The organism is Allobosea sp. 10L417, from assembly GCF_056395485.1.
Map to the genome: position 1 here is coordinate 80,353 of NZ_JBFTJP010000009.1, position 23,210 is coordinate 103,562.

23 protein-coding genes are annotated in these 23,210 nt (G+C 66.1%); 10 read left to right on the forward strand and 13 right to left on the reverse strand.

Going from position 1 to position 23,210, the window contains the following annotated elements; translation table 11 throughout:
* Positions 1–21: 21 nt before the first annotated feature.
* Together AC1DE3_RS20700 and AC1DE3_RS20705 are read right to left on the reverse strand one after the other, a co-directional pair.
* Positions 22–1,401, reverse strand: coding sequence for a hypothetical protein (locus AC1DE3_RS20700; protein ID WP_476852719.1), 1,380 nt, complete (start codon positions 1,399–1,401; stop codon positions 22–24).
* A gap of 145 nt (positions 1,402–1,546) precedes the next feature.
* The gene (locus tag AC1DE3_RS20705; protein ID WP_441513429.1) at positions 1,547–1,750 is read right to left on the reverse strand and encodes a hypothetical protein; all 204 of its coding nucleotides are present in this window, start codon (positions 1,748–1,750) and stop codon (positions 1,547–1,549) included.
* A gap of 332 nt (positions 1,751–2,082) precedes the next feature.
* Between AC1DE3_RS20705 and parE the strand changes: the two genes are divergently transcribed.
* The 3 genes from parE to AC1DE3_RS20720 all read left to right on the forward strand — a co-directional run bounded on the left by parE (position 2,083) and on the right by AC1DE3_RS20720 (position 5,627).
* On the forward strand, positions 2,083–4,164 hold the full coding sequence (gene parE / locus AC1DE3_RS20710; protein WP_476778757.1) for a DNA topoisomerase IV subunit B: 2,082 nt from the start codon (positions 2,083–2,085) through the stop codon (positions 4,162–4,164).
* Between the two features lie 159 nt (positions 4,165–4,323).
* A complete protein-coding gene (locus AC1DE3_RS20715; RefSeq protein ID WP_476778212.1) occupies positions 4,324–5,295 on the forward strand; it encodes a LysR family transcriptional regulator in 972 nt (323 codons plus the stop codon).
* A gap of 71 nt (positions 5,296–5,366) precedes the next feature.
* Positions 5,367–5,627, forward strand: a complete 261-nt coding sequence (locus AC1DE3_RS20720) for a hypothetical protein (RefSeq protein WP_441513431.1) — start codon at positions 5,367–5,369, stop codon at positions 5,625–5,627.
* Between the two features lie 2 nt (positions 5,628–5,629).
* Here AC1DE3_RS20720 and AC1DE3_RS20725 read toward each other — a convergent pair whose 3' ends face one another.
* Positions 5,630–6,325, reverse strand: coding sequence for an alpha/beta fold hydrolase (locus AC1DE3_RS20725; RefSeq protein WP_476778211.1), 696 nt, complete (start codon positions 6,323–6,325; stop codon positions 5,630–5,632).
* 162 nt (positions 6,326–6,487) lie between these two features.
* Between AC1DE3_RS20725 and AC1DE3_RS20730 the strand changes: the two genes are divergently transcribed.
* Both AC1DE3_RS20730 and AC1DE3_RS20735 read left to right on the forward strand, forming a co-directional pair.
* Complete coding sequence (locus tag AC1DE3_RS20730; protein WP_476778210.1) at positions 6,488–7,960, forward strand: DEAD/DEAH box helicase; 1,473 nt, start codon at positions 6,488–6,490, stop codon at positions 7,958–7,960.
* A gap of 186 nt (positions 7,961–8,146) precedes the next feature.
* Positions 8,147–9,205, forward strand: coding sequence for a GGDEF domain-containing protein (locus tag AC1DE3_RS20735; protein WP_441513434.1), 1,059 nt, complete (start codon positions 8,147–8,149; stop codon positions 9,203–9,205).
* Between the two features lie 312 nt (positions 9,206–9,517).
* Here the strand turns inward: AC1DE3_RS20735 and AC1DE3_RS20740 are convergent, their stop codons facing one another.
* The gene (locus tag AC1DE3_RS20740) at positions 9,518–9,907 is read right to left on the reverse strand and encodes a HesB/IscA family protein (protein WP_476778209.1); all 390 of its coding nucleotides are present in this window, start codon (positions 9,905–9,907) and stop codon (positions 9,518–9,520) included.
* Positions 9,908–10,212: 305 nt separating this feature from the next.
* Between AC1DE3_RS20740 and AC1DE3_RS20745 the strand changes: the two genes are divergently transcribed.
* Positions 10,213–11,280 carry a malate/lactate/ureidoglycolate dehydrogenase gene (locus tag AC1DE3_RS20745; protein WP_476778208.1) on the forward strand — a complete coding sequence of 356 codons (1,068 nt, stop codon included), beginning with the start codon at positions 10,213–10,215 and terminating at the stop codon, positions 11,278–11,280.
* A 7-nt stretch (positions 11,281–11,287) separates the two neighbouring features.
* Positions 11,288–11,644, forward strand: coding sequence for an MmcQ/YjbR family DNA-binding protein (locus AC1DE3_RS20750; protein WP_476778207.1), 357 nt, complete (start codon positions 11,288–11,290; stop codon positions 11,642–11,644).
* Here the strand turns inward: AC1DE3_RS20750 and AC1DE3_RS20755 are convergent.
* The 8 genes from AC1DE3_RS20755 to AC1DE3_RS20790 form a co-directional block, all read right to left on the reverse strand.
* Complete coding sequence (locus AC1DE3_RS20755; protein ID WP_476778206.1) at positions 11,639–12,529, reverse strand: PhzF family phenazine biosynthesis protein; 891 nt, start codon at positions 12,527–12,529, stop codon at positions 11,639–11,641. The two genes, AC1DE3_RS20750 and AC1DE3_RS20755, sit on opposite strands and share 6 nt — an antisense overlap.
* A 214-nt stretch (positions 12,530–12,743) precedes the next feature.
* Complete coding sequence (locus AC1DE3_RS20760; protein ID WP_441471087.1) at positions 12,744–13,103, reverse strand: SUF system Fe-S cluster assembly protein; 360 nt, start codon at positions 13,101–13,103, stop codon at positions 12,744–12,746.
* 58 nt (positions 13,104–13,161) lie between these two features.
* A complete protein-coding gene (locus AC1DE3_RS20765) occupies positions 13,162–14,415 on the reverse strand; it encodes an aminotransferase class V-fold PLP-dependent enzyme (RefSeq protein ID WP_476778205.1) in 1,254 nt (417 codons plus the stop codon).
* A 2-nt stretch (positions 14,416–14,417) separates the two neighbouring features.
* Complete coding sequence (locus AC1DE3_RS20770) at positions 14,418–14,624, reverse strand: tautomerase family protein (protein WP_400506761.1); 207 nt, start codon at positions 14,622–14,624, stop codon at positions 14,418–14,420.
* Positions 14,624–15,973, reverse strand: a complete 1,350-nt coding sequence (gene sufD, locus AC1DE3_RS20775) for a Fe-S cluster assembly protein SufD (RefSeq protein WP_476778204.1) — start codon at positions 15,971–15,973, stop codon at positions 14,624–14,626. Before sufD ends, AC1DE3_RS20770 begins: the two co-directional genes overlap by 1 nt.
* Positions 15,973–16,725 (reverse strand): Fe-S cluster assembly ATPase SufC, encoded by a 753-nt coding sequence (sufC, locus tag AC1DE3_RS20780; protein ID WP_441513441.1) that lies wholly within the window; start codon positions 16,723–16,725, stop codon positions 15,973–15,975. The genes sufD and sufC overlap by 1 nt, the downstream gene beginning before the upstream one ends.
* Before the next feature lie 109 nt (positions 16,726–16,834).
* Positions 16,835–18,307, reverse strand: coding sequence for a Fe-S cluster assembly protein SufB (sufB, locus tag AC1DE3_RS20785; RefSeq protein WP_476778203.1), 1,473 nt, complete (start codon positions 18,305–18,307; stop codon positions 16,835–16,837).
* 59 nt (positions 18,308–18,366) lie between these two features.
* A complete protein-coding gene (locus AC1DE3_RS20790) occupies positions 18,367–19,572 on the reverse strand; it encodes a cysteine desulfurase family protein (protein ID WP_476778756.1) in 1,206 nt (401 codons plus the stop codon).
* Between the two features lie 293 nt (positions 19,573–19,865).
* Here AC1DE3_RS20790 and AC1DE3_RS20795 point away from each other — a divergent pair, with 293 nt between their 5' ends.
* Complete coding sequence (locus tag AC1DE3_RS20795) at positions 19,866–20,537, forward strand: alpha/beta hydrolase (RefSeq protein WP_149129147.1); 672 nt, start codon at positions 19,866–19,868, stop codon at positions 20,535–20,537.
* A 9-nt stretch (positions 20,538–20,546) separates the two neighbouring features.
* Here AC1DE3_RS20795 and gcvA read toward each other — a convergent pair whose 3' ends face one another.
* Positions 20,547–21,494, reverse strand: a complete 948-nt coding sequence (gcvA, locus tag AC1DE3_RS20800) for a transcriptional regulator GcvA (protein WP_476778202.1) — start codon at positions 21,492–21,494, stop codon at positions 20,547–20,549.
* A 127-nt stretch (positions 21,495–21,621) separates the two neighbouring features.
* On the opposite strand from gcvA, the gene AC1DE3_RS20805 reads away from it, so the two are divergent.
* Together AC1DE3_RS20805 and tyrS are read left to right on the forward strand one after the other, a co-directional pair.
* Entirely contained in the window at positions 21,622–21,849 is a 228-nt protein-coding gene (locus AC1DE3_RS20805) for a hypothetical protein (RefSeq protein ID WP_476778201.1), read from the forward strand.
* Between the two features lie 94 nt (positions 21,850–21,943).
* Positions 21,944–23,197: a tyrosine--tRNA ligase gene (tyrS, locus tag AC1DE3_RS20810; protein WP_476778200.1), complete on the forward strand. Its 1,254-nt coding sequence runs from the start codon at positions 21,944–21,946 to the stop codon at positions 23,195–23,197.
* The last annotated feature ends 13 nt before the right edge of the window (positions 23,198–23,210 follow it).

Consider the following 23,210-nt stretch of genomic DNA (forward strand, 5'->3'; position numbering starts at 1 on the left):
GGCTTGTCCGGCCAGGCGGTCTCAACGAGCGATCCAGCGGACAAGGATGAGCAAGGGGTAGGCGCTCATGACGAGCGCGATGGCGAGCGCGGCACAGGTCGCGAGCATGAGGTTGCCCGCGAACCAGATCGTGCAGAGCCAGGACAGTGCGAGCGCGGTGCCCGACAGGGCGATCGGCGGCCAAGGCATGGCGAAGGACTCCCGGCGCAGCATGAACCATCCGAGCGCCAGCGCCGCGGCGGCGCCGGCGGCAGCGCCGGCAACGATCGCCGTGTCGGTGCCGGCAAGGAACCACATCGCGACGAGCGCGCCCGCACAGGTCAAAACGCAGTCGAGAGCTGCGAGCCCCAGGATGGCGGTCAAGCGGCGTTGCAGATGCACGGGCGCCGGCAGCACGGTCTGGGCGAGTGCCCGCAGCATCGCCATCAGCATGACGAAAGGCGCGGTCCGCAGGAAGGCCTCGCGCAGCCCCACGGGAATGACGAGCTGGGTGGCGAGGCCGAGCACGGCGATGATTCCAGCGGCTCCGATCAGCGAGAGGCCCACCAGCAGCGCGTAGTAGCGGCCCAGTTCGGCCTGAATCGCCTTGGGATCGCCCTTGCGATCGAACTGGGCGACCAGTTCGGGAAAGCGGATCGCCTGAAGCGACGAGGTGATCATGATGAAGGGCCGCTGCAACAGATCGAGCGCCAGCATCGGCCCCGCAGCGGCCTGGCCGAGCGAGCCGAGCAAGACGGTCTTGAGAGCGAGCGGCATGAGCAGGGTCGCGACGCCGGCGCCGGCCGTGATCCCGCCATAGACCAGATGCCTCGTTGCGATATCGGCCTGCCAATGCATGGCAAGAGGCATCACCCGGCGCGACCGGGCCCAGGCGATGACGCAGTAGATGATGTTGCCGGCCAGCACCCCGGCCAGCACATGGGCGAAATCGGGGCTGATCGAAGCGCCGGCGATCGTTGCCGCGGCCAGGATCGTCGCGCGTGCACCCTGGAGCCAGGAGAACAGCCTGAACTCCTGCCGGAAACGCAGCATGGTCAGGTGCAGTTCGCCTGCACCCTGCAGGATCGCCGCCATCGCGCCAAGCAATCCCAGCCAGACCGGAGCGCCGAGGAGCGGGGCAAGGAAGGCTGCGAGCAGGCAGAGGCCCGCGCTTCCAGCGAGCTCGACCATGATGACTCCGCGCTCGGCCTGTTCGCTGGTCTTGTCCGGGCCCGGATAGAAGCGGCTGGAGGCGGCGCGGATCCAGTGGAAAAACGCGATATCGGCAAACTGCACGATGGAGGCGAAGAGCGAGTAGGCAGCGTAGTCCGACGCCGGCAGCAGATTGGAGACGACGATGAGGAGGCCGAAAGCCAGGAGCGATTGATAGAAATACGCGCCCAATGCGGTGATCTTGGCCATCAGGCGGCCACTCCGCCTGCGATGCGCGCGGCGGAGCCATCTTGAGTCCCGCCGAAACCGATACCGGAAGCCATGGAAATTCTACCCTCCGGCCAAAGGCCTTAGGGCAAAAAGGTTGATACTTCCGCGCTGTCTGCCTGAAGGATCAGTAGAAATGAAGGGCCGTCAGGCCGGCCGATGCAGCAATCGCCGCGAGCCACCACAACCAGCGGCCCGCATGGCTTTCGGCCTGGGTCAGCGGCGCGCCGATGACGTCCTCATGCCCGAAGCTCTCACCCGCAAGCCGCGCGGCACGCTGCAGCCCTGCGATTCCCGTAACCGGCACTGAGCGACGCGACACCACGGCCATTTCTTCCCCCTGCCCCGATCATAGCTCATTGCGGCTGTCCGCATAGGCCCGATCTGTTTCCGATCCTCGACGGCGATGGTTAACGCAGACTGAACGCGCCGGTTCCGATGCCCCTTGTGCCAGGGCAACGTCACATGCCGATGACGACCGGTGCACCGTTCCAACGAGAGAGTTCCGATGTCTCGGGGACCTGTCTATAAGCGGAGCGACGAGGCGCGACGCCCGACGCCGCTACCGAGCCGGATCGGACTCCGGATGAAACAAGCACATCGCAAAATCCGTCCTTCATGCACTAGAATTGGACGGAACGAATCAGGAAACGTTAGGCAGTGATGGACGAGAACGGCGATCTTTTCGGCGGGGAGCCGGAGCGGCCTCGCGCGGCTGATCCCAAGCCGGAAGCGCGCTCGCCGGCCGCGGCTCCGAAGGCGCCCGCGCCCGCAGGAAACGGCGCGCGCAACGGCACTCTTTCCGAGACCGGCTATGACGCTTCCGCAATCGAAGTGCTCGAGGGGCTGGAGCCCGTCCGGCGCCGGCCCGGCATGTATATCGGCGGCACCGATGAGCGCGCCCTGCACCACCTCTTCGCCGAGGTGATCGACAACGCCATGGACGAGGCGGTGGCGGGACACGCCACCTTCATCGATGTCGAGCTGTTCGAGGACGGCTCCATCGCGGTGACGGACAATGGCCGCGGCATTCCGGTCGATCCCCATCCGAAATTCCCGGGCAAGTCCGCGCTCGAAGTCATCATGACGATACTGCATGCCGGCGGAAAATTCGATTCCAAGGCCTATGAGACGTCGGGCGGCCTGCACGGCGTCGGCGTCTCCGTCGTCAATGCCCTGTCCGACCGGCTCGAGGTCGAGGTCGCGCGCGGCAAGACGCTCTACCGCCAGATCTTCTCGCGTGGCCTGCCGCAGGGGCCGCTGGAGACGGTCGGCGCCGTCGCCAACCGGCGCGGCACCAAGGTGCGCTTCCATCCCGATCCTCAGATCTTCGGCGAGGGCGCGCATTTCTCGCCGGCTCGCCTGTTCCGCATGGCGCGTTCCAAAGCCTATCTCTTCGGTGGCGTCGAGATCCGCTGGACCTGCGCGCCGTCGCTGCTGAAGCCGGAAGGCGATGTCGCGGCGGAGGCCGTGTTCCGTTTCCCCGGGGGCCTGCGCGACTATCTCGGCCGCGAGATCGAGGGCAAGGACCTCGTCGCCGAGCCGATTTTCTCCGGCAAGATCACCAAGGAAGGCGGCCACGGCTCGCTTGAATGGGCGGTGGCCTGGCTCGCGACCGGCGAGGACGGCTTCTCCTCCTCCTATTGCAACACGATCCCGACGCCCGAAGGCGGCACTCATGAGCAGGGCCTGCGCATCGCCCTGCTGCGCGGACTGCGGGACCATGCCGAGCGCATCGGCCAGTCCAAGCGCATGGCGCAGGTCACCTCCGACGACGTGATGGCAACCTGCGCGGCCATGCTTTCGGTCTTCATCCGCGAGCCGGAATTCCAGGGCCAGACCAAGGACAAGCTGGCGACACTCGAAGCCTCCCGCATCGTAGAGGGCGCCGTTCGCGACGCTTTCGACCACTGGCTTGCGGCCGCGCCGCAGCAGGCGCTGCGCCTGCTGGACTGGTCGGTGGACCGCGCCGAGGAGCGGCTGCGCCGGCGCCTCGAAAAAGAGGTCTCGCGCAAGACCGCTACGCGCAAGCTGCGCCTGCCCGGCAAGCTCGCCGACTGCTCCAATGCCGGCGCGGCTGGTTCCGAACTCTTCATCGTCGAGGGCGACTCGGCCGGCGGCTCCGCCAAGCAGGCGCGCAACCGTTCCAACCAGGCGATCCTGCCGCTGCGCGGCAAAATCCTCAACGTTGCCAATGCGACGCGCGAGAAGCTTCACGCAAACCAGCAACTCGCCGACCTGATCCTGGCGCTGGGATGCGGTATCGGCGCGCAATTCCGCGAGGACGATCTTCGCTACGAGAAGGTCATCGTGATGACGGATGCGGATGTCGACGGCGCCCATATCGCCTCGCTGCTCGTCACCTTCTTCTGGCGCCAGATGCCGCGCCTGATCGAGAAGGGCCATCTCTACCTCGCCGTCCCGCCGCTCTACCGGCTCCAGCATGGCGGCAAGAGCATCTATGCCCGCAACGATGCTCATAAGGACGAGCTGCTTGAGACGGCGTTCAAGGGCAAGAAGCCGGAGATCTCGCGATTCAAGGGCCTCGGCGAGATGATGCCGGCCCAGCTCAAGGAAACCACCATGGATCCGAGCAAGCGCATCCTGCTCAAGGTCATGGTGGACCACGAGGCGAAGGAAGAAACATCCGATACAGTCGAGCGGCTGATGGGCAACAAGCCGGAAGCTCGCTTCACCTTCATCCAGGAACGCGCTGCCTTCGCCGGGGAGCTGATCGACCTGTGAGGAGCGAGCCCAGCAACTCTGGGGGGCTGGGCTTCACGGCCGCCGGGCTGCCCCACGCGGCCGTTGCAGGCAGGGTTCGCGCATGCCGAACCCGCCTCACCCTACCGAATGCCATGACCGCAAGCACCGGACCGCGCCGGGCGACTGGCCGCTGACCCTATGGCCGAGCCTTCTCCACCTCCATCTCGACGCGACGGCGATCTGGCGGCAGCCGCCGGGAGCGCCTCCTGGGACGATATCCGGATCTTTCACGCCATCGCCGTCGGCGGGTCGATGGCCGTGGCGGCGGCGCAGCTCGGGCTGAGCGAAGCCACCGTCGCGCGCCGGCTCAAGGCGCTCGAACGCGACCTCGGCCTTCAGCTTTTCACGCGCGAGGCCAATCACCTCGCCCCGACGGCGATCGGACAGGGGCTTGCTGCTGAGGCCGGCGAGATCGAGGCTGCCGCCCGCCGCTTCGCGATCCGCGCAGAGGCTGCGAAACCGCTCGCCAATGCTCCGGTGCGCGTGACCGCGACGACGTCGATCAGCCTCCTCCTGACCATGCATGCGACCGCGATCTCGGCCGCGGCCGGCGGCGTCGAGATCGTCATCATCAGCACGCGCGGCAGGCTCGACCTTGCCCGCGGCGAGGCCGATATCGCGCTGCGCATGAGCAAGCCGCCGACCGAGCCGGGCCACTACGCCCAGAAGCTCGGCCGATTGATGCAGGCACTCTATATCCGGCAGGACATCGATCCCGCCACGGCCCCGATCATCTCGGTCAACCGCGAGACTTCGTCCCGGATAGACGACTACATCATGACCTATGCCGCGGGCCGGCCGATCGCAGCGCGCGTCGGCGACTCGGCGGCGCGCTACGAAAGCATCCGTTCCGCCGGCGCCCTGTCGATGGCGCCCTGCTTCATGGGCGATGCGGATTCGACACTGCGCCGGCTGGAGCCGCCGCCGGAGCGGACCGGCGACGACATCTATCTGGTCTCGCATGAGATCTCGCGCAGCCGGCCCGGCGTCGTCGCCGTCCTCGGCGCGCTGCGCAAGCTCTTCCGCGAGCAGCGATCGCTCCTGGCGGGCGATGCGATCAAGCCGGTGAGAAGCACGCAAATCGAGCGGTTCCCGGCAAGAACCGGCTAACCAAGCTTTTACGGCTCTTCCGTAAGGTCGTCTGCGGTTCTCGTGAGGTCACGAGACGCGGAGAGTGCGCCATGCGCCTGATCGAACTGTTCTGGAAGAACGACCGCGGCACGGTGGTCGCCGATGTCGCCAAGGCCGGCGCGGCCATCGCCTTCCTGTCGGTGATCGCCGCCAACTTCATGTCGAGCCGCATCGAGCCGCTGGACAGGGAGCGCATGGCGGCCGTCAGTCTCGCCGCCTCCAAGCGCCAGCCGGTCGATCCGCTGACCACGGGCTCGATCACGAAGGCGGCCGGCGACACCCGGCTCGATCCCTGCGCCCTGCCCCGCTGAGCTCAATCGAGCCAGCGCAGCAGCTCCGCGGTGACCCTATCGGGCGCCTCCAGCGTCGAGAGGTGGCCACTGCCCGGGATCACGGCCAGTCGCCCGCGCCCGCCGACCAATGCGGCCATTTCACGGGCCTCGGAGAGCGGCGTGATCTCATCCTCCTCGCCAACGAGAACCAGCACCGGGCAGGTCGAGCCGGCCAGCGTCGGCCGCGAGTCCGGCCGCAGCATGATCGCCCGCTGCTGGCGAATGAAACCGCCCGCCCCGACATCCTCCGCCATCTGCCGCACGAGGAGCCGCAGCGGCTCGTCGGCGAGCCGCGCCGGCGCCACGAGCTTCTGCCAGAGCAGGGTCGTAACGTTGTCGAAGGCGCCCTTCTCCGCCAATGAGATCATCTGTTCGCGCGGAACGTTGGTTTCAGGCGTTGCCGGCTTGGCGGTGGTGCCGAGCAAGGCAAGGCGCGACACGCGCTCCGGGGCCTGTCGCAAGACCTCGAAAGCGACATAGCCGCCCATCGACAGCCCGCAGAGCGCGAAGCGGGGCGGCGCTGCCGCCAGTAGGCGCTGCGCGATGCCTGAAAGCGCGTCGTCCAGACTGTGCTCGGCGACCAGGATCGGGCGACCATCGGCAAGCGCGGGCCATTGCTGAGCATAGAGCGCGGCGTTGGCGCTCAGCCCGGGAACGAGGACAAGCGGTTCCTTCATGAGGCCAAAGCAGTCCCTTCAAGGTTAGATGATTGACTTTGCCGCGTTTTCTTTGCATTCCACACGGGTCCGAAGGCGCGCAGGAAGTGTTGTCGCGCCAACGCGGTGGTCGAGCAGGTCGTCCCACCGCGTTTCACCGACCCTGAAGAAGCGCCATACGCGATGTCATTTGCCGAACTCGGCTTGAGCGAAAAGGTCCTGACGGCTGTCACGGCCGCAGGCTATAGCACGCCGACCCCCATCCAGGCCCAGGCCATTCCGCATGTTCTTGCCCGCAAGGACGTTCTGGGCATCGCCCAAACGGGTACGGGCAAGACCGCAGCCTTCACGCTGCCGATGCTCACCATCCTGGAGAACGGGCGCGCCCGCGCCCGGATGCCGCGCACGCTGATCCTCGAACCGACGCGCGAACTCGCCGCGCAGGTCGAGGAGAACTTCGTCCGCTACGGCGTCAACCAGAAGCTTTCGGTGGCGCTGCTGATCGGCGGCGTCTCCTTCGGCGATCAGGATGCCAAGATCACCCGCGGCGTCGATGTACTGATCGCGACGCCCGGCCGCCTGCTCGACCATGTCGAGCGCGGCAAGCTCCTGCTGACCGGCGTCGAGCTTCTCGTCATCGACGAAGCCGACCGCATGCTCGACATGGGCTTTATCCCGGACATCGAGCGGATCTGCAAACTTGTTCCCTTCACGCGGCAGACCTTGTTCTTCACCGCGACGATGCCGCCCGAGATCACCCGCATCTCCGAGCAGTTCCTGCATAATCCGGTCCGTGTCGAGGTTTCGCGCCCGGCAACGGCGGCAACGACGATCACCCAGCGCCTGATCGCCTCCAATTCGCAGGACTTCGAGAAGCGCGAGACGCTGCGCCGTCTCATCAAGGGCGCGACCGACCTGCAGAATGCGATCGTCTTCTGCAACCGCAAGCGCGACGTCGCCACGCTGCACAAATCGCTGTTGCGCCACGGCTTCCCGGCGGTCGCCCTGCATGGCGATATGGACCAGTACGCCCGCATGGCGGCACTGGAATCCTTCCGCACCGGCGAGAATCCGATCCTCGTCGCCAGCGACGTCGCCGCGCGCGGCCTCGACATCCCGGCCGTTAGCCACGTCTTCAATTTCGACGTGCCGACCCATGCCGAGGACTATGTCCATCGCATCGGCCGTACCGGCCGCGCCGGGCGCGAAGGCGCCTCCTTCACCATCGTCACGCGCCATGACGACAAGCTCGTCGCGGCGATCGAGAAGCTGACCGGCCAGACGATCGCCTTCGAAGGCGGCAGCGTCGCCGACCTGCCTCCCGGCGAGCCGCGCGAGGAACGGCGCGGTCGCCGCGACGACAAGCGCCCAGCGCGCGGACGCGGGCGGCCGGAACGCGGGCCACGCGCTGCCACCGAACCGGCCCCCCGCCCTCAAGCGGCCGAGAAGGCCGAGGACAGCCCGCGCAATGCCGGCCGCCGCCAGCCCGTCAGGCCGGATGCCGAGGTTGCGGCTGCGCCGGTCGCTCATCGCGAGCAGGACAGCGCGCGCCGCGGCCGGAATTCCCGCTCGCGCGACGACGATGAAGGGCCTCAGGTCAAGGGGTTGGGCGATCATGTGCCGGCCTTTCTGCTCCGCCCGGCCCGCGTCGGATAACCTTGCGTCATCAACCCGATTTTAACGTCGTCTGACTAAGTTGGTCGTCGCTGCTGCGGGAACACCGCAGCGGCGGACGGGCGCATGCCGCCGTATAGACGGACAGGATGTCCCGCTTCGATTGGATCAATCGAAGCTGACGTGGCCGAAAGCCACGACCCGGCTTCATACCGGAATGGCGAAGGCATGGACGACGAAGCTTCGGTTTCCGCCCGCACCAACGATCTCGCCGAGCGCGTCGTCGCCGCAATGCGGCACCACGGCTCGCCCAGCTATCCTCGCGCTTTCGAGGTCTGGTACGCGCATCTGAGCGGCGAGATGCCCGCCGTCAGCATGGCGATGAACGCCATCATCGCCGGCAATGAGGGCAATGTCACCGCTGCCGACATCGACAGCCTGTACGAGCGCTTCATCAGCACGGAACGCTTTTCCCGTCAGGCAGAGCGCACCAGCCTCCAGGTCCTCGGCGAGATCGACGCCATGATGGAGCTGGTTGACAAGGCCCTGGGGTCGAGCGAACTTTTTCACGGCCGCCTGACGGCGATGTCGGAAGACGTGCCGCCGATGACCGACCGGCAGAAGCTGCGCGAATGGGTCGAGGCGCTCGTGCTCTCGACCCGCGAAGAGGTGACGCGCAAGGCCCAGCTCGAAGCCGAGTTGCGCAACAGCTCCAACGAGATCCGCAACCTCCGCGAGGCGCTGGAATCGACCCGTGCGGAAGCCTTGACCGACCCGCTGACCGGGCTCGCCAATCGCCGCCATTTCGAGGAGATGCTGCAGAAGTCGATCGATCAGGCGACGCTGCGGCGCGAGCCTTTCGCTCTGGTGATGGCCGATATCGACTTCTTCAAGCGCTTCAACGATGCCCATGGCCATCTCACCGGCGATCAGGTCCTGCGGCTGGTCGCCCGCACCATGAAAGACAAGTTCAAGGAAAAGGCGGTCATCAGCCGGTTCGGCGGCGAGGAATTCGCGATCATCCTGCCGGAGGCAGACCTGATCGCCGGCAAATTTGGCGCCGAAACGGTGCGGCAGGCCTTGCTGACCCGCGAGCTGATCAAGCGCTCGACCAACGAAAATCTCGGCCGCATCACCATCTCGCTCGGCGTATCGACCTATCGACGCGGCGACACCGCAGGTTCGCTGGTCGACCGGGCTGATCAGGCGCTGATGCAGGCCAAGCGCGACGGCCGCAACCGTACCGTCACCGAGGACGTGCTGGAGACGACGAGCCGGGTGGCCTGAGCTTTCAGGCGGCGGCCTCACGGGCCGCCTCCAGAGCGAACCCGGTCCAGCGCGGGAGGGCTTCGCCGCTCTCGCGCGCGTCGTCCGGCGGCGACCAATAGCTCGTCCGGCGCGGCATGCCCTTGGCCTCATCGCTGAAGGGCTCGCTTCCAGCGCCCTCGAAAAGCGGGATCTCGATGCGGCCGTCTTCAGATGGACCGTTCCGTCGAGCAGCAAGGCGACGATCGGCCCGTCATCGGCATAGATGCCGACGCCGCCGAGGATGCTGCGTTTGCGCGCAAAGAACCGCCTGACCGCGGCCTCTTCCACCGCTCAGGGAGCCGTGAGTGCGCTCTCGCTGCGCGGCTTGATCTCGACCGACTCGCCGCAGCCACAGGCCGAAACCTGATTGGGATTCTTGAAGACGAAGGTTGAGGAGAAGCGGTCGGTCTTGAAGTCGAGCTCGGTGCCCAGCAGGAACAGCACCGCCTTGGCGTCGACAACCACGGTCGCGCCCTTCTCAGCCACGACGTCATCGCCCTTGTTGACCGCCCGCGCGATCTCGAAGGTGTACTCCATCCCGGCGCAGCCACCCTTCTTGACGCCGACGCGCAAGCCGAGCGCCGGCGCATCGCCATCGGCGGACTGCGCCATGATCTCACGGATGCGGGCAGCCGCGGCGTCGGTCAGCGAGATGACCTTGAGGCCCGGTATCGAAAACATTCCTCGTCCCTCCTCGACCGGGTTCAAGGCCCGGTGAAGCAAGATTGCTGCCCTAACATAGGGATCGCGGCGGCTCGCGTCGAGATGGACGCGCCGAGATCGCCGTGCGTCCTTTCGGACGCAAGGTGGCGATCTCGGCCTTTGTCCGAGCACAGGATTCTCCGAAAAGTGGGGCCCGCTTTTCGGTCCTATGCCAGCCATGCAATCTCCGGCCTCGCGCCCATCGCCAGATGCATTGCGCATCGGGCCGGGGCATGCACTCTGGCTTCCTCATCCGATCTGTCCGCCAAACTCCCGGAAGAACCATGCCTCATCGCCTGCATCGCCCCGAATCGCTGCGCGCCCTCGTCCACGACATGGTGGTGAAGGCCGGCTGGACGGAAGCGGAGGCGCAGGAAACCGCCGAGCATCTCGTGCTCGCCAATCTGAGCGGGCATGACAGCCATGGCGTCGGCATGATCCCGCTCTATTTCCAGTCGCTGGCGGACGGCAATCTCGATCCGAATTCGCAACCACAGGCCCGTGTCGACGCCGCGCCCTTCCTGATCATCGACGGAGCGGTCGCGCTCGGCCAGCCGAATGCGCGCAGGGCCGTCGATCGCGCCGTCGAGATGGCCAGGGCCGGTGGCGTCGCCATCGTCAATCTGCTCGATTCGCATCATATCGGCCGCATCGGCCACTATGCCGAGGTCGCCGCCGCCGCCGGTCTGATCTCGTTCTTCTGGGTCAATGTCGCCGGCCGGCCGCCGATCGTCGCGCCCTATGCCGCCAAGGAGGCGCGTTTCGGCACGAATCCGCATGCGATCGGCATTCCCGTCCCCGGAGGCGAGCCGCTCATCCTCGATTTCGCGACGAGCCGCATGGCCCATGGCAAGGCCCGCGTCGCCCTCAACAAGGGCGAGCAGGTGCCGCCCGGCTACATCATCGATGGCGAGGGACGGCCGACGACCGACCCGGCCCATGTCTTCATCAGCCCGGACCACCCGCTCGGCGCGCTGCTGCCCTTCGGCGACCACAAGGGCGCCGGCCTCTCGCTCATCGCCGAATTGCTCTCGGCCGGGCTGATGGGCGCGGCGCGCATCGACCAGAAGCCGCAGAAGACCTGGATCATCAACTCGCTCTTCGGCGTGATCATCGACCCGGCCCGGCTGGAGCCGGACGCCGAGCTGCGCAGGAGCCGCACCGAAAGCTACCTCGCCTTCGTGCGCGCGGCGAAGCCGCAGGACCCTGCCAATCCGGTCCTGGCGCCGGGCGACAAGGAGCGCAAGGTCCGGGCTGAGCGCGGCGCCGCGGGCATCCCGCTCGACGACGAGACCTGGTCTCAGATCAAGGCCGCCGCGGCACGCCACGGCATCGACGCCGAGAGTTACTGAGGCCACGATGTCGCCCGACGCCTACAACGCCTTCTGCGCCGCGCTGCCGGCGACGAGCCATGTCGTGCAGTGGGGCGGCGCCGATGTCTGGAAGGTCGGCGAGAAGGTCTTCGCCATCGCCCGCCAACAGGAAGACGGCGAGATGGCCGTGAGCTTCAAATGCTCGCCGATGGCCTTCGACATCCTCAAGGAGCAGCCGGGCCTCAGGCCCGCGCCCTATCTCGCCTCGCGCGGCATGAAGTGGATCCAGTGGCTCACCGGTGAAAGCATGCCGGACCACGCCTTGCAGGACTATCTGCGCGAGAGCCACCGCCTCGCCGCCGCCGGGCTGACGAAGCGGGTGCGCGCCGAGCTGGGCCTATAGGAGCGCTTCGCCCCGGAACATCTGTGCGCAGGAGCCGCCGACGGTGGCGCGGATACCGTCCTCGCCGCGGCGCGCGCTCAGGTGCAGCAGGCTCGGGCGGCCCATCTCGACGCCCTGCGTCAGCGTGAAGCTCGCATCGTCCTGGCTATTGAGAGAGAGCAACAGGGCCGCGACCGTGGCGCTGGCGCTGCCGGTAGCGGGATCCTCCCATGTGCCGCTGATCGGCGCGAACATCCGGGCGCGGATATCGGCGACGCCGTCCCGGGCATAGAGGAACAGCGAGAAGCGCCCCTCCAGCCCGGGCGTGCTGTCGCGAACCGCCCGGAACCGGCTCAGGTCCGGCGTGGCGCGGGAAAGCGCTTCCACGGTCACTTCGGCGAGGACGAAGAAGACGCCGACCGACGCACGAAGCGGCTGGTGGTTCGTCACCACGATATCCGACGGCGCGAGACCTGCGCAGGCCGCGATCGCGTCGGCCGGAAGCTCGATGCTTTTCGTCAGGGGCTGCGGCGCGGCGATCGTCGCGCCGGTGACGGCACCGGAAGAATCGCGTGCGACCTTGACCTCGACCAGCCCGGCAACTTCCTCGAAGCGCAGCACACCGCCGCGGTCTCGCCCGTGGCGCGCGAGCACGAAAGCCGTTCCGACATTCGGATGTCCGGCAAAAGGCATCTCATGCGTACGCGTGAAAATCCGGACCCTGGCGTCATTGGCTGGATCGTCCGGCGGCAGGACGAAGGTCGTCTCGCTGTAGTTCATCTCCGCCGCCAGCGCCTGCATCTGGGCGTCCGAGAGACCGCGCGCATCGGTGAAGACGGCGAGCTGGTTGCCACCGAAGGGGCGGTCGGTGAAGACGTCGACGGTCTCAAAGGGAAAGCTGGGCATGGCGGGCTCCGGAAGGCGGCTCAGGCTCCAGATCGCCGGGCATCCTATCGGACGCGAAGTGGCGATCCAGCCCCTTGTTAAGCATCCGATGTCCTCCGAAAAGTGGATTCCACTCTTCGGTCCGATGCTTCAGCCCTTCCTGCCAGTGCAGCGCGCGGAATGCCAATGAAGCGATGGAATGCGATCCATCACGCCGGCATGAAGCCGGCGTTTTTCACCACATGTCGAGGGCGACGCGCGCCTCGTCGGACATACGCGACTGATCCCAGGGCGGGTCGAAGGTCATGTTGACCGTCACGCCCGCGATGCCCTGCACGGTACTGACAGCGTTCTCGACCCAGCCCGGCATCTCGCCGGCGACGGGGCAGCCCGGCGCGGTCAGCGTCATGTCGATGGTGACCTGGCGGTCATCGGCGATGTCGACGCGATAGATCAGGCCGAGCTCGTAGATGTCAGCCGGGATCTCGGGATCGTAGACCGTCTTCAGCGCCGCGACGATGTCGTCGGTCAGGCGGTCGATCTCCTCGGGCGGAAGCGACGTGCCGGAGCCGACCTGCGGCTCGTTCGGCTTCAGGCCGTCTTCCTTCAACGCGATGGGCTCGGAGGTGGCCAAGGCTCAAAATCCTCGATTATCAGGCAAAAAGGCTCTCCGCCTTCCGCAGGGCTTCCACCAGCTTGTCGACCTCTTCCAGCGTGTTGTAGAGGCCGAAGGAGGCGCGGCAGGTCGATGTCACCCCATATCGTGCCAAAAGCGGCATGGCGCAATGGGTGCCGGCGCGAACTGCGACACCAGCGCGGTCGATCACCGTCGCGACGTCATGGGCATGGGCGCCCTTCATCTCGAAGGCGACGATCGCGCCCTTCTCCTTCGCTTTGCCGAAGATGCGGATGGAATTCATCTCACCGAGACGTTCCATCGCATAGGCGCCGAGCCTGGCCTCATGTGCCGCGATGTTCTCGCGGCCGAGCGCCATCATGTAGTCGAGCGCAGCGCCCAGCCCCACCGCCTCGACGATCGCCGGCGTGCCGGCCTCGAAGCGATGCGGCGGGTCGTTATAGGTCACCGCATCCTCAGTGACGGTGACGATCATCTCGCCGCCGCCTTCATAGGGCGGCAGCTTGTCGAGCCATTCCTTGCGGCCCCAGAGGATGCCGGAACCAGTCGGCCCATAGGTCTTGTGGCCGGTAAAGGCGTAGAAGTCGCAGCCCAGGGCCTGCACGTCGACCGGCAGATGAACCGCGCCCTGGCTGCCGTCGACGACGAGCGGAATGCCATGCGCCCGGCAGATCTTCGCGACCTCGGCGATCGGCACGATGGTCCCGGTCGCGTTCGACATATGCGTCAGCGCCACCACCTTCGTGCGCGGCGAGATCAGCTTCTCGAATTCCTCGATGAGGAAATTGCCGTCCTCGTCGATCGGTGCCCATTTCAACACGGCGCCGTGGCGCTCGCGCCAGTAATGCCAGGGCACGATGTTGGAATGGTGCTCGAGGATCGAGACGATGATCTCGTCGCCTTCGCCGAGGTCCAGATGGCGCCCGAGCGAGGATGCGACCGTGTTGAGTGCCCCGGTCGAGGAGCGCGTGAAGATGATCTCTTCGAGATGCCTGGCATTGAGGAAGCGACGGGCACTTTCGCGAGCTGCCTCATAGGCTTCGGTCGAAGCGTTCGCGAGATAGTGCAGCCCGCGATGAACATTGGAATAGTCCTCGCGCATCAGCTTTGTCATCGCCTCGATCACCACCTCGGGCTTCTGCGCCGAGGCGGCATTGTCGAGATAGACGAGCGGCTTGCCATAGACCTCGCGCGACAGGATCGGGAAATCCCGCCTGATGGTCTCGACGTCATAGGGCTTCAGCATGGGCTGGCCGGTAACCGCGTTCATCCTCACGCCTTTCCGGAACCGGGCTGCCGGTCGGCGACGAGCGCGCCGGCATGCCCCCAATCCTCCCGCTCAATCTCCTGGATCACAATATGGGTGTTCTGCGGGTTCTTGCCGAGAACCTTCACGAGCGTCTCGGTGAACTCCTTGACGATCTGCGCCTTCTGCTCGCGCGTCGCGCCCTTGGTGATCTGGAGATTGATGTAGGGCATCAGACGGTGCTCACCTCGGAAGCGGCCTCGCGGGCCTTGAGCCAGGATTCGACCTCGACCATCACCAGATCGCGCACGTTCTCGTCGGCGATGAATTCGGCCGCCTCGCCGGCGAAGGCCTGCAGCACCAGCGCCTCGGCCTGCGGCCGCGGCAGGCCGCGCGCCATCAGGTAGAAGAGCTGCTCGCCGTCGATCTGCGCGACCGTCGCGCCATGGCCGCAGACCACGTCGTCGGCGAAGATCTCGAGCTCCGGCTTGTTGAACATCGATGCGCCGTCATTCAGCAGAAGCGCGTTGCTCTTCATGCTGCCATCGGTCTTCTGCGCATGCTGGCGCACGATGACCTTGCCCTGGAAGACGCCGGTCGACTCGCCGCTCGCGATCGTCTTGAACAATTCGCGGCTGGTGCCGTGAGGCACTTCGTGGTCGACGATCAGCGTGACATCGGCATGCTCGGAACCGCGGAGCAGGTTGACGCCGCGCAGGCCGATCTCGCTGTGCTCGCCGGCATAGCGGACGAAATGCTGCTGGCGCAGCGTGCCCGCCTTGGCGACGAACGCGAAGGAATCGAACTTGGCATGAGCGCCGACGGTCGCGAGCAGGCTCTGCACCTGCACGCTTGCCGCCGACTGCCGCGTCACCACGCGGACATGCTGGATCTCGCTCTTGTCGCCGGTCTCGAAGACGATGGCGCCGTTGATCTGCTGTGCGGCGGAGCCCGCGGCTTCGCTGACTTCGACGATGGTGCCCTTGGCGCCCTTGCCGGCGAGCACGACCGAACGGTGGAACACCGCCCGCTCCTCCTCGCCCGAGGCGAGCGAGACGATCACGACGGGCCGCTCGAGCTCGACGCCATCGGCCAGCTCGACGAAGACGCCATCGCGCATCAGCGCCGTGTTGAGCATCAGGCCGGTGTCGTCATTGCCGACCGAGGGGCCAGCCAGAATGCCGGTCAGGTCCTCACGCGGCGAAACTAGCGCATCGGCAAGCGACTGCACCGAGACGCCTTCGGGGATCGCGTCGAGCGTGGACAGCTCCGGCGCAAAGGCACCGTCGACCAGCACGAGGCGCAGGCCGCCGAGCTTCAGCGCGGCCAGCCGCGCCTTGACCGCCTCGGTAGCGACCGCGCCGTCAGCGAGCGGACGCGCCTCGCGCAGCAGCGTGCGGAGGTCGGTATAGCGCCAGGATTCGAGCCGGCGATGCGGCAGGCCCTTGGCCTCGAAGCCGGCGAAGGCATCCTCGCGCAGCTTGCGCACGGCCGGGCCGCCCGGCAACTCAGCCTTGCTGTCCGCATATTGCTGGATCAGCGTCTGCTCGGCCGCCGTCTTCAGCGGGGTGACGATGGCCATTACGCCGCCTCCCCATAGGAGGCATAGCCGCTCTTCTCGAGCTCCAGCGCCAGCTCCTTGCCGCCGGTCCTCACGATCTTGCCCTGCGACATGACGTGGACGGTGTCCGGCACGATATGGTCGAGCAGGCGCTGATAATGGGTGATGACGAGGAAACCGCGGCTCTTGTCGCGGAGCGCGTTGACGCCCTCGGCGACGATCCGCAGCGCGTCGATGTCCAGGCCGGAATCGGTCTCGTCGAGGATGCACATCGACGGCGAAAGCAGAGCCATCTGAAGGATTTCCATGCGCTTCTTCTCACCACCGGAGAAGCCGACATTGAGCGGCCGGCGCAGCATGTCCTTGGCGATGCCGAGCTTGTCGGCGGCGGCGTTCACCTGCTTGATGAAGTCCGGCGTCAGCAGCTCGTCCTGCCCGCGCGCCTTGCGCTGGGCGTTCATCGCCGCCTTCAGGAAGGTCATGGTGGCGACGCCGGGGATCTCCAGCGGGTACTGGAAGGCGAGGAAGATGCCGGCAGCGGCGCGGGCATCGGCCTCCATCTCCAGCACGTTCTGGCCGTTGAGCAGGATCTCGCCGTCGAGAACCTCATAATCCTCCTTGCCGGCGATGACATAGGACAGGGTCGACTTGCCGGAGCCGTTCGGCCCCATGATGGCGGCGACCTCGCCGTCATTCACGGTGAGGTTGAGGCCATTGAGGATCTGCTTGTCCTCGTCGGCGATCTTGACGACCAGATTGCGGATTTCGAGCATGTTCAGAGTTCCATTCTGCAGGAGATGGTGGGGTCAAGCCCGGCCATGACGCGCTTCATCCTGGCGTCATGCCCGGGCTTGACCGGGGCATCTCGGAAACGACCGGGCGTCAGCCCACGGAGCCTTCAAGGGAAATGGTGATCAGCTTCTGCGCCTCGACGGCGAATTCCATCGGGAGCTGCTGCAGCACCTCCTTGACGAAGCCGTTGACGATGAGCGCCACCGCCTCCTCCTCGGAGAGACCGCGCTGCTGGCAGTAGAACATCTGGTCCTCGCCGATCTTCGAGGTGGTCGCCTCATGCTCGAAGATCGCGGTCGCGGTCTTGGCCTCGATATAGGGGATGGTGTGCGCGCCGCACTGGTCGCCGATCAGCAGCGAGTCGCAATTGGTGAAATTGCGCGCGCCGGTCGCCTTGCGGTGGGCCGAGACCATGCCGCGATAGGTCGAGTCCGACTTGCCGGCCGCGATGCCCTTGGCGATGATCTTGGAGGTCGTGTTCTTGCCGAGATGCAGCATCTTGGTGCCGCTATCGACCTGCTGTGCCCCGTTCGATACGGCGATCGAGTAGAACTCGCCGCGCGAGCCGTCGCCGCGCAGGATGCAGGACGGATATTTCCAGGTGATCGCCGATCCCGTCTCGACCTGCGTCCATGAGATCTTCGAGTTCTTGCCGCGGCAGTCGCCGCGCTTGGTCACGAAGTTGTAGATGCCGCCCTTGCCCTCGGCATCGCCCGGATACCAGTTCTGCACGGTTGAGTACTTGATCTCGGCATCATCAAGCGCGATCAACTCGACAACGGCAGCGTGGAGCTGGTTCTCGTCGCGCTTCGGCGCCGTGCAGCCTTCGAGATAGCTGACATAGGCGCCTTCGTCGGCGATGATCAGCGTGCGCTCGAACTGGCCGGTGTTCTGCTCGTTGATGCGGAAATAGGTCGACAGCTCCATCGGGCAGCGCACGCCCTTGGGGATGTAGACGAAGGAGCCGTCGGTGAAGACTGCGCTGTTGAGCGTGGCGAAGTAATTGTCCGTGACCGGCACAACGGTCGCGAGGTACTTCCTCACCAGCTCGGGATGCTCCTGGATCGCCTCCGAGATCGAGCAGAAGATCACGCCGGCCTTGGCGAGCTCCGCCTTGAAGGTCGTCACCACCGAAACGGAATCGAAGACAGCATCGACCGCGACGCGGTTCTCCGGCGCCACGCCGGCCAAGATCTCCTGCTCCCGGAGCGGAATGCCGAGCTTCTTATAGGCATCCAGAATCGCCGGATCGACCTCGTCGAGCGACTTCGGCGAAGCGCCCTTCTTCGGGGCGGCGTAGTAATAGAGATCCTGATAATTGATCGGCGGGTACTGCACACGCGACCAGACCGGCTCGGTCATGGTCTTCCAGCGGCGGAAGGCGTCCAGCCGCCATTCGAGCATCCATTCCGGCTCGTTCTTGCGCGCCGAGATGTAGCGGACGGTGTCCTCGGTGAGGCCCTTGGCCGGCTTTTCGACCTCGAGCTCCGTGACGAAGCCGTATTTGTACTCGGTCACGTCAATTGACTTGACCTGATCGATGGTCTCCTGGACCGCTGCCATGTTCAGTCTCCAGTGCGGGTTCAAGGGCCCGCCGGTTCAGTCTTCGTGTTGCGGAACGCTCAGGCGGCAGCCCGGGCGCTCCGATTTGTGTCCGCGGCCACGAGCTTGCCGTAGGCCGCGAGGAAAAGATCGATATCCGCCTCGCAGGTGGTCCATCCGAGCGAGGCCCGCAAGGCCCCGGCGCTCATGGCGGGGGCAACTTTCATCGCGTCGAGCACATGCGAGCGCTTGACCTTGCCCGAGGAGCAGGCCGAACCGGAGGATAGCGCTGCCCCCGCAAGATCGAGCTTGATCAGCAGCGTCTCTGCCTTGAGGCCCGGCGTCGCGAAGGCGCTGGTATTGGGCAGGCGTGGTGCCGCCTGGCCGAAGATCGCCGTCTCCGGCGAGAGAGTCGCAAGCCCCGCTTCCAGCCGGTCCCGCAGTTGCGCAAGCCGCTCCGCCTCCTCGGTCAGAAGCTCGCGCGCGACATCAGCCGCTGCGCCGAAGCCAATGATTCCCGGCAGGTTTTCAGTTCCCGCGCGCCAGCCTCGCTCTTGCCCGCCACCGCGCATCGGCTTGTCGGCAAGTTCGAGCGCGCCGGTGCGGAAGACGATCGCGCCGACACCCTTGGGCCCGCCGATCTTGTGTGCCGAGAGCGTCAGCACATCGGCGCCAAGCGTCGCGATGTCTATGGCGATCTTGCCCGCCGCTTGCACGGCGTCGCTGTGCAGCAGGCCGCCATGACGATGCACGATCTCGGCCGCCTGAGCGATCGGCTGGATGACGCCGGTTTCGTTGTTGGCGAGATGGATCGAGACGAGCGCGCGCGCGCCGGGATGATCCGCCACGAAGCGGGCGAGCCGTTCGTCGAGCCAGGCGAGATCGACCAGACCGTTCCCGTCGACCGGGATCGCCTCGACTGCCCCAGTGGCGAAACGGTGCCCCTCGCGCACGCAGGCGTGCTCGGTGGCGCTGTAGAGCAGCAGGGAGGCGGGCGTGCGAATGCAATCGCGCCCGCCGTCGCAATCCATCAGGCCAGGCGAAAGCACCGTGACATTGGCCTCGGTGCCGCCGCTGGTGAACACGATGTTCGAGGCCTTGGCACCGACGAGCGCAGCGACCTGCTCGCGCGCATGCTCCAGCGCGCCGCGCGCGGCGCGGCCTTCGCCATGGACGGAAGACGGATTGCCGGGCAGGGAAAGCGCATGCGCAACCGCCTCCACCACCTCCGGCCGGACCGGGGTTGTGGCGTTGTGGTCGAGATAGGCGCGTCCCGCCGTCACGATCCTGCTTGCTCCATCTTCGTCAATGCTCGGCTCGCCGATACGAAATGCTTGAAATTGCACCTGTGCGCCGTGCTATAGCCGCCCATCCGAACTGGCCGGAACGGTCGAAACGCGGTTCGCATGAGCGATCCACCGTTTTGTTCTCGACTTGTTCACGGCTGTTAGAACTATTCTAAGCGCTCTTCATCTAGGGCGCGCATGGTGGCGCCGTCAAGGGTGGCCGGGTTTCGAGCGGGCATGCGCCCGCTTTCTGCCCGCCTGCGCCGGCGTCCCCGACAGGAAGCGGTGAGACGATGCCAGAGGTGATTTTCAACGGGCCGGCAGGTCGGATCGAGGGCCGCTACCAGCCCGCCAAGAAGCGCGGCGCGCCGCTGGCGATCATCCTGCACCCGCACCCGCAATTCGGCGGGACGATGAACAACCAGATCGTCTACAACCTGTTCTACACCTTCGTGAACCGCGGCTTCTCGGCGCTGCGCTTCAACTTCCGCGGCGTCGGCCGCAGCCAGGGCCAGTTCGACCACGGTGCCGGCGAGCTTTCGGACGCCGCCGCCGCGCTCGACTGGATGCAGGCGCTCAACCCGGAGGCCAAGAGCTGCTGGATCGCCGGCGTCTCCTTCGGCGCCTGGATCGGCATGCAGCTGCTGATGCGCCGCCCGGAGATCGAGGGCTTCCTCTCGATCGCGGCGATGGCGAACCGCTACGACTTCTCGTTCCTCGCGCCCTGCCCGTCCTCGGGCCTGTTCGTCCATGGCTCGGAGGATCGCGTCGCCCCGGTCAAGGAAGTCATGGCGGTGATCGAGAAGGTGAAGACCCAGAAGGGCATCCAGATCGAGCATGCCGTGGTCGACGGCGCCAACCACTTCTTCGACGGCCGCGTCGAGCAGCTGATGGAGCAGGTCGGCGTCTATCTCGACCGCAAGGTCGGCCCCGAGATCCTCAAATCCGAGCAGGAACAGGCCTGACCCGGACGCTCAGACCGCCGGGACGGCAACGCCCCGGCTTCCGGCGAGAACGGGCAGCTTCATGCAGGCTGCCCGGGCTTCCCCGAGAACCCAGTCGCGGAACAGCCTGATCTTGCGCTCGCGCTGGCGCTCCTGCGGGTAGACGACCCAATAGGAACGCTCGTCGCGAACGGCATGGTCGATGGCGAAGACCAGCCGCCCGGCTGCGATATCGTAGGCGAAGAGTTCCGGTATCGCCATCGCGACACCATGCCCGCGCAGCGCCGCCTGAATGCTCATCGCCTGCATCTGCAGCGCCATCGTCGCGCGCCCACCGAGCTTGGGCACATCGACGCCGACGTCGGCGAACCAGCTCTTCCAGCAGATATCCATCGGACTCAGCATCGGCGCCCGCAGCAGGTCCCGAGGCTCGCGCAGCTGCAGCTGCTCGCGCAGCTCCGGCGTGCATAGCGGCGCGTAATGACAGGCAAACAGCCTTTCCGCCACGAGGCCGGGCCAATCCCCCAGCCCGTAGCGCAGCGCGACATCAACCGATTCCGTCGCAAAATTCACGAGGTGCTCTGTCGTTCCCACCCGCACCTCAAATTGCGGATTCTCGACCTGGAACTGGGCCAGGCGCGGCGACAGCCAGGTGATCGCCATGGTCTGCAGCGAGGAAATCGTCAGGACGGTCTGGTTCTGCTCGCAGATGTCGCGGAACACCGTTCCGATATCGGCGAGCGCCTTGCCTACTGGCCCGGCGAGCCGCTGGCCGATCGCGGTCAGCACGACCTGGCGCGGCTGACGCACGAAGAGCGGCGCCCCGACGCGGTCCTCCAGCAAACGGATCTGATAGCTCACCGCAGCCTGCGTCATCCCGAGTTCCTCGGCCGCGCGGGTGAAGTTCTGATGACGCGCCGCAGCCTCGAAGACGCGGACTGCTGCAAGGGGCGGAAGCTTCGGCGGTGGCGGTTGCACGGGCATATCGAAGCATAAGCCCTCTTTATGGCAGGTGACAATCTTCCGCTTTGTCGCCGCGTTCTGTCTGGCCCAGTTTCATCCGCACAAAGCGGGTGGCAGCGCTCGCCTCCGAGAGGATCACATCATGACCTGCGCCTCCCCTGCGGCGCCGCTGGAGACATCCGGCGGCTCGTCCCTTCTGCACGGCCTGTTCACGCTCTGGCAGCGCCACGCGGCCGGCATCCGCGCGCAGCACCGCCTGGCCGCACTTGACGATCGCGCGCTCCGCGAACTCGGCCTTCCGCGTGATGTCGTGGACCCGCCCCATCCACGAGACGCCATCGATCCGTGGCTCAATCGCATTCCGGGATAAGGTCGGGAGCGCATTCCCAGCAAAAGCGATTTCCACTTTTCGGCCCGATGCTCTAGACGACGGCGGAACGACCTCCATCAGATCGCAAGCCGCCATGACCACCTACAAGTCCGATTTCCTGCGCGTGCTCGACGAGCGCGGCCTCATCCATCAGGTCTCCAATGCGGAGGGCCTCGATGCTCTGTGCCGGCAGGGAACGCAGACGGCCTATGTCGGCTATGACGCGACCGCGACCAGCATTCATATCGGCAACCTGATCTCGCTGACGATGCTCTACTGGTTCCAGGAGACCGGCCACCGCCCGATCACGCTGATGGGCGGCGGCACCTCGATGGTCGGCGACCCCTCTTTCCGCGACGACCAGCGCAAGCTGCTGACGGTCGAGGAGATCGCGACCAATATCGACAGCATCAAGCGCGTCTTCGGCCGCATCCTGCGTTATGGCGACGGGCCGACCGACGCGATGATGGCCAACAATGCCGACTGGCTGCTGAAGCTGAACTATGTCGAGTTCCTGCGCGATGTCGGCCGGCATTTCTCGGTCAACCGCATGCTCTCATTCGACTCGGTGAAGCTCAGGCTCGACCGCGAGCAGTCGCTGTCCTTCCTCGAATTCAACTACATGATCATGCAGGGCTACGACTTCGTCGAGCTCAACCGCCGCTATGGCTGCCGCCTGCAGATGGGCGGCTCCGACCAGTGGGGCAACATCATCAACGGCGTCGATCTCTCGCACCGGATGGGCGGCCCGCAGCTCTATTGCCTGACGACGCCGCTGCTGACGACCTCTTCCGGCGCCAAGATGGGCAAGACCGCGAATGGCGCGGTCTGGCTCAATGCCGATGTCTTCAGCCCCTATGATTTCTGGCAGTATTTCCGCAACACCGAGGACGCCGATGTCGGCCGCTTCCTCAAGGTGTTCACTCGTCTGCCGATGGACGAGATCGCCAAGCTGGCCGCGCTCGGCGGCGCCGAGCTCAACGAAGCGAAGAAGATCCTCGCCACCGAGATCACCGCCATCGTTCACGGTCGCGAGGCCGCTGAAGCCGCTGCCGAGACGGCGCGCAGGACCTTCGAGGAAGGCGAAACGGCCGCCGACTTGCCGAGCGTGGCGATCCCGCGCGGCGAGATCGAGCCGGGACTGGGCGTGCTGACGGCCTTCGTCAAGGCTGGGCTCGTGCCTTCGACCGGCGAGGCCCGCCGCCAGGTGAAGGCCGGCGGCCTGCGCGTCAATGATGCGGTGGTGTCCGACGAGCGTGCGACGCTCGGCCTCGGCGATCTGTCCACGGATGGCGCGATCAAGCTCTCCTTCGGCAAGAAGAAGCACATCCTGCTGCGGCCCGAATAAGCCTCGGCAGCAC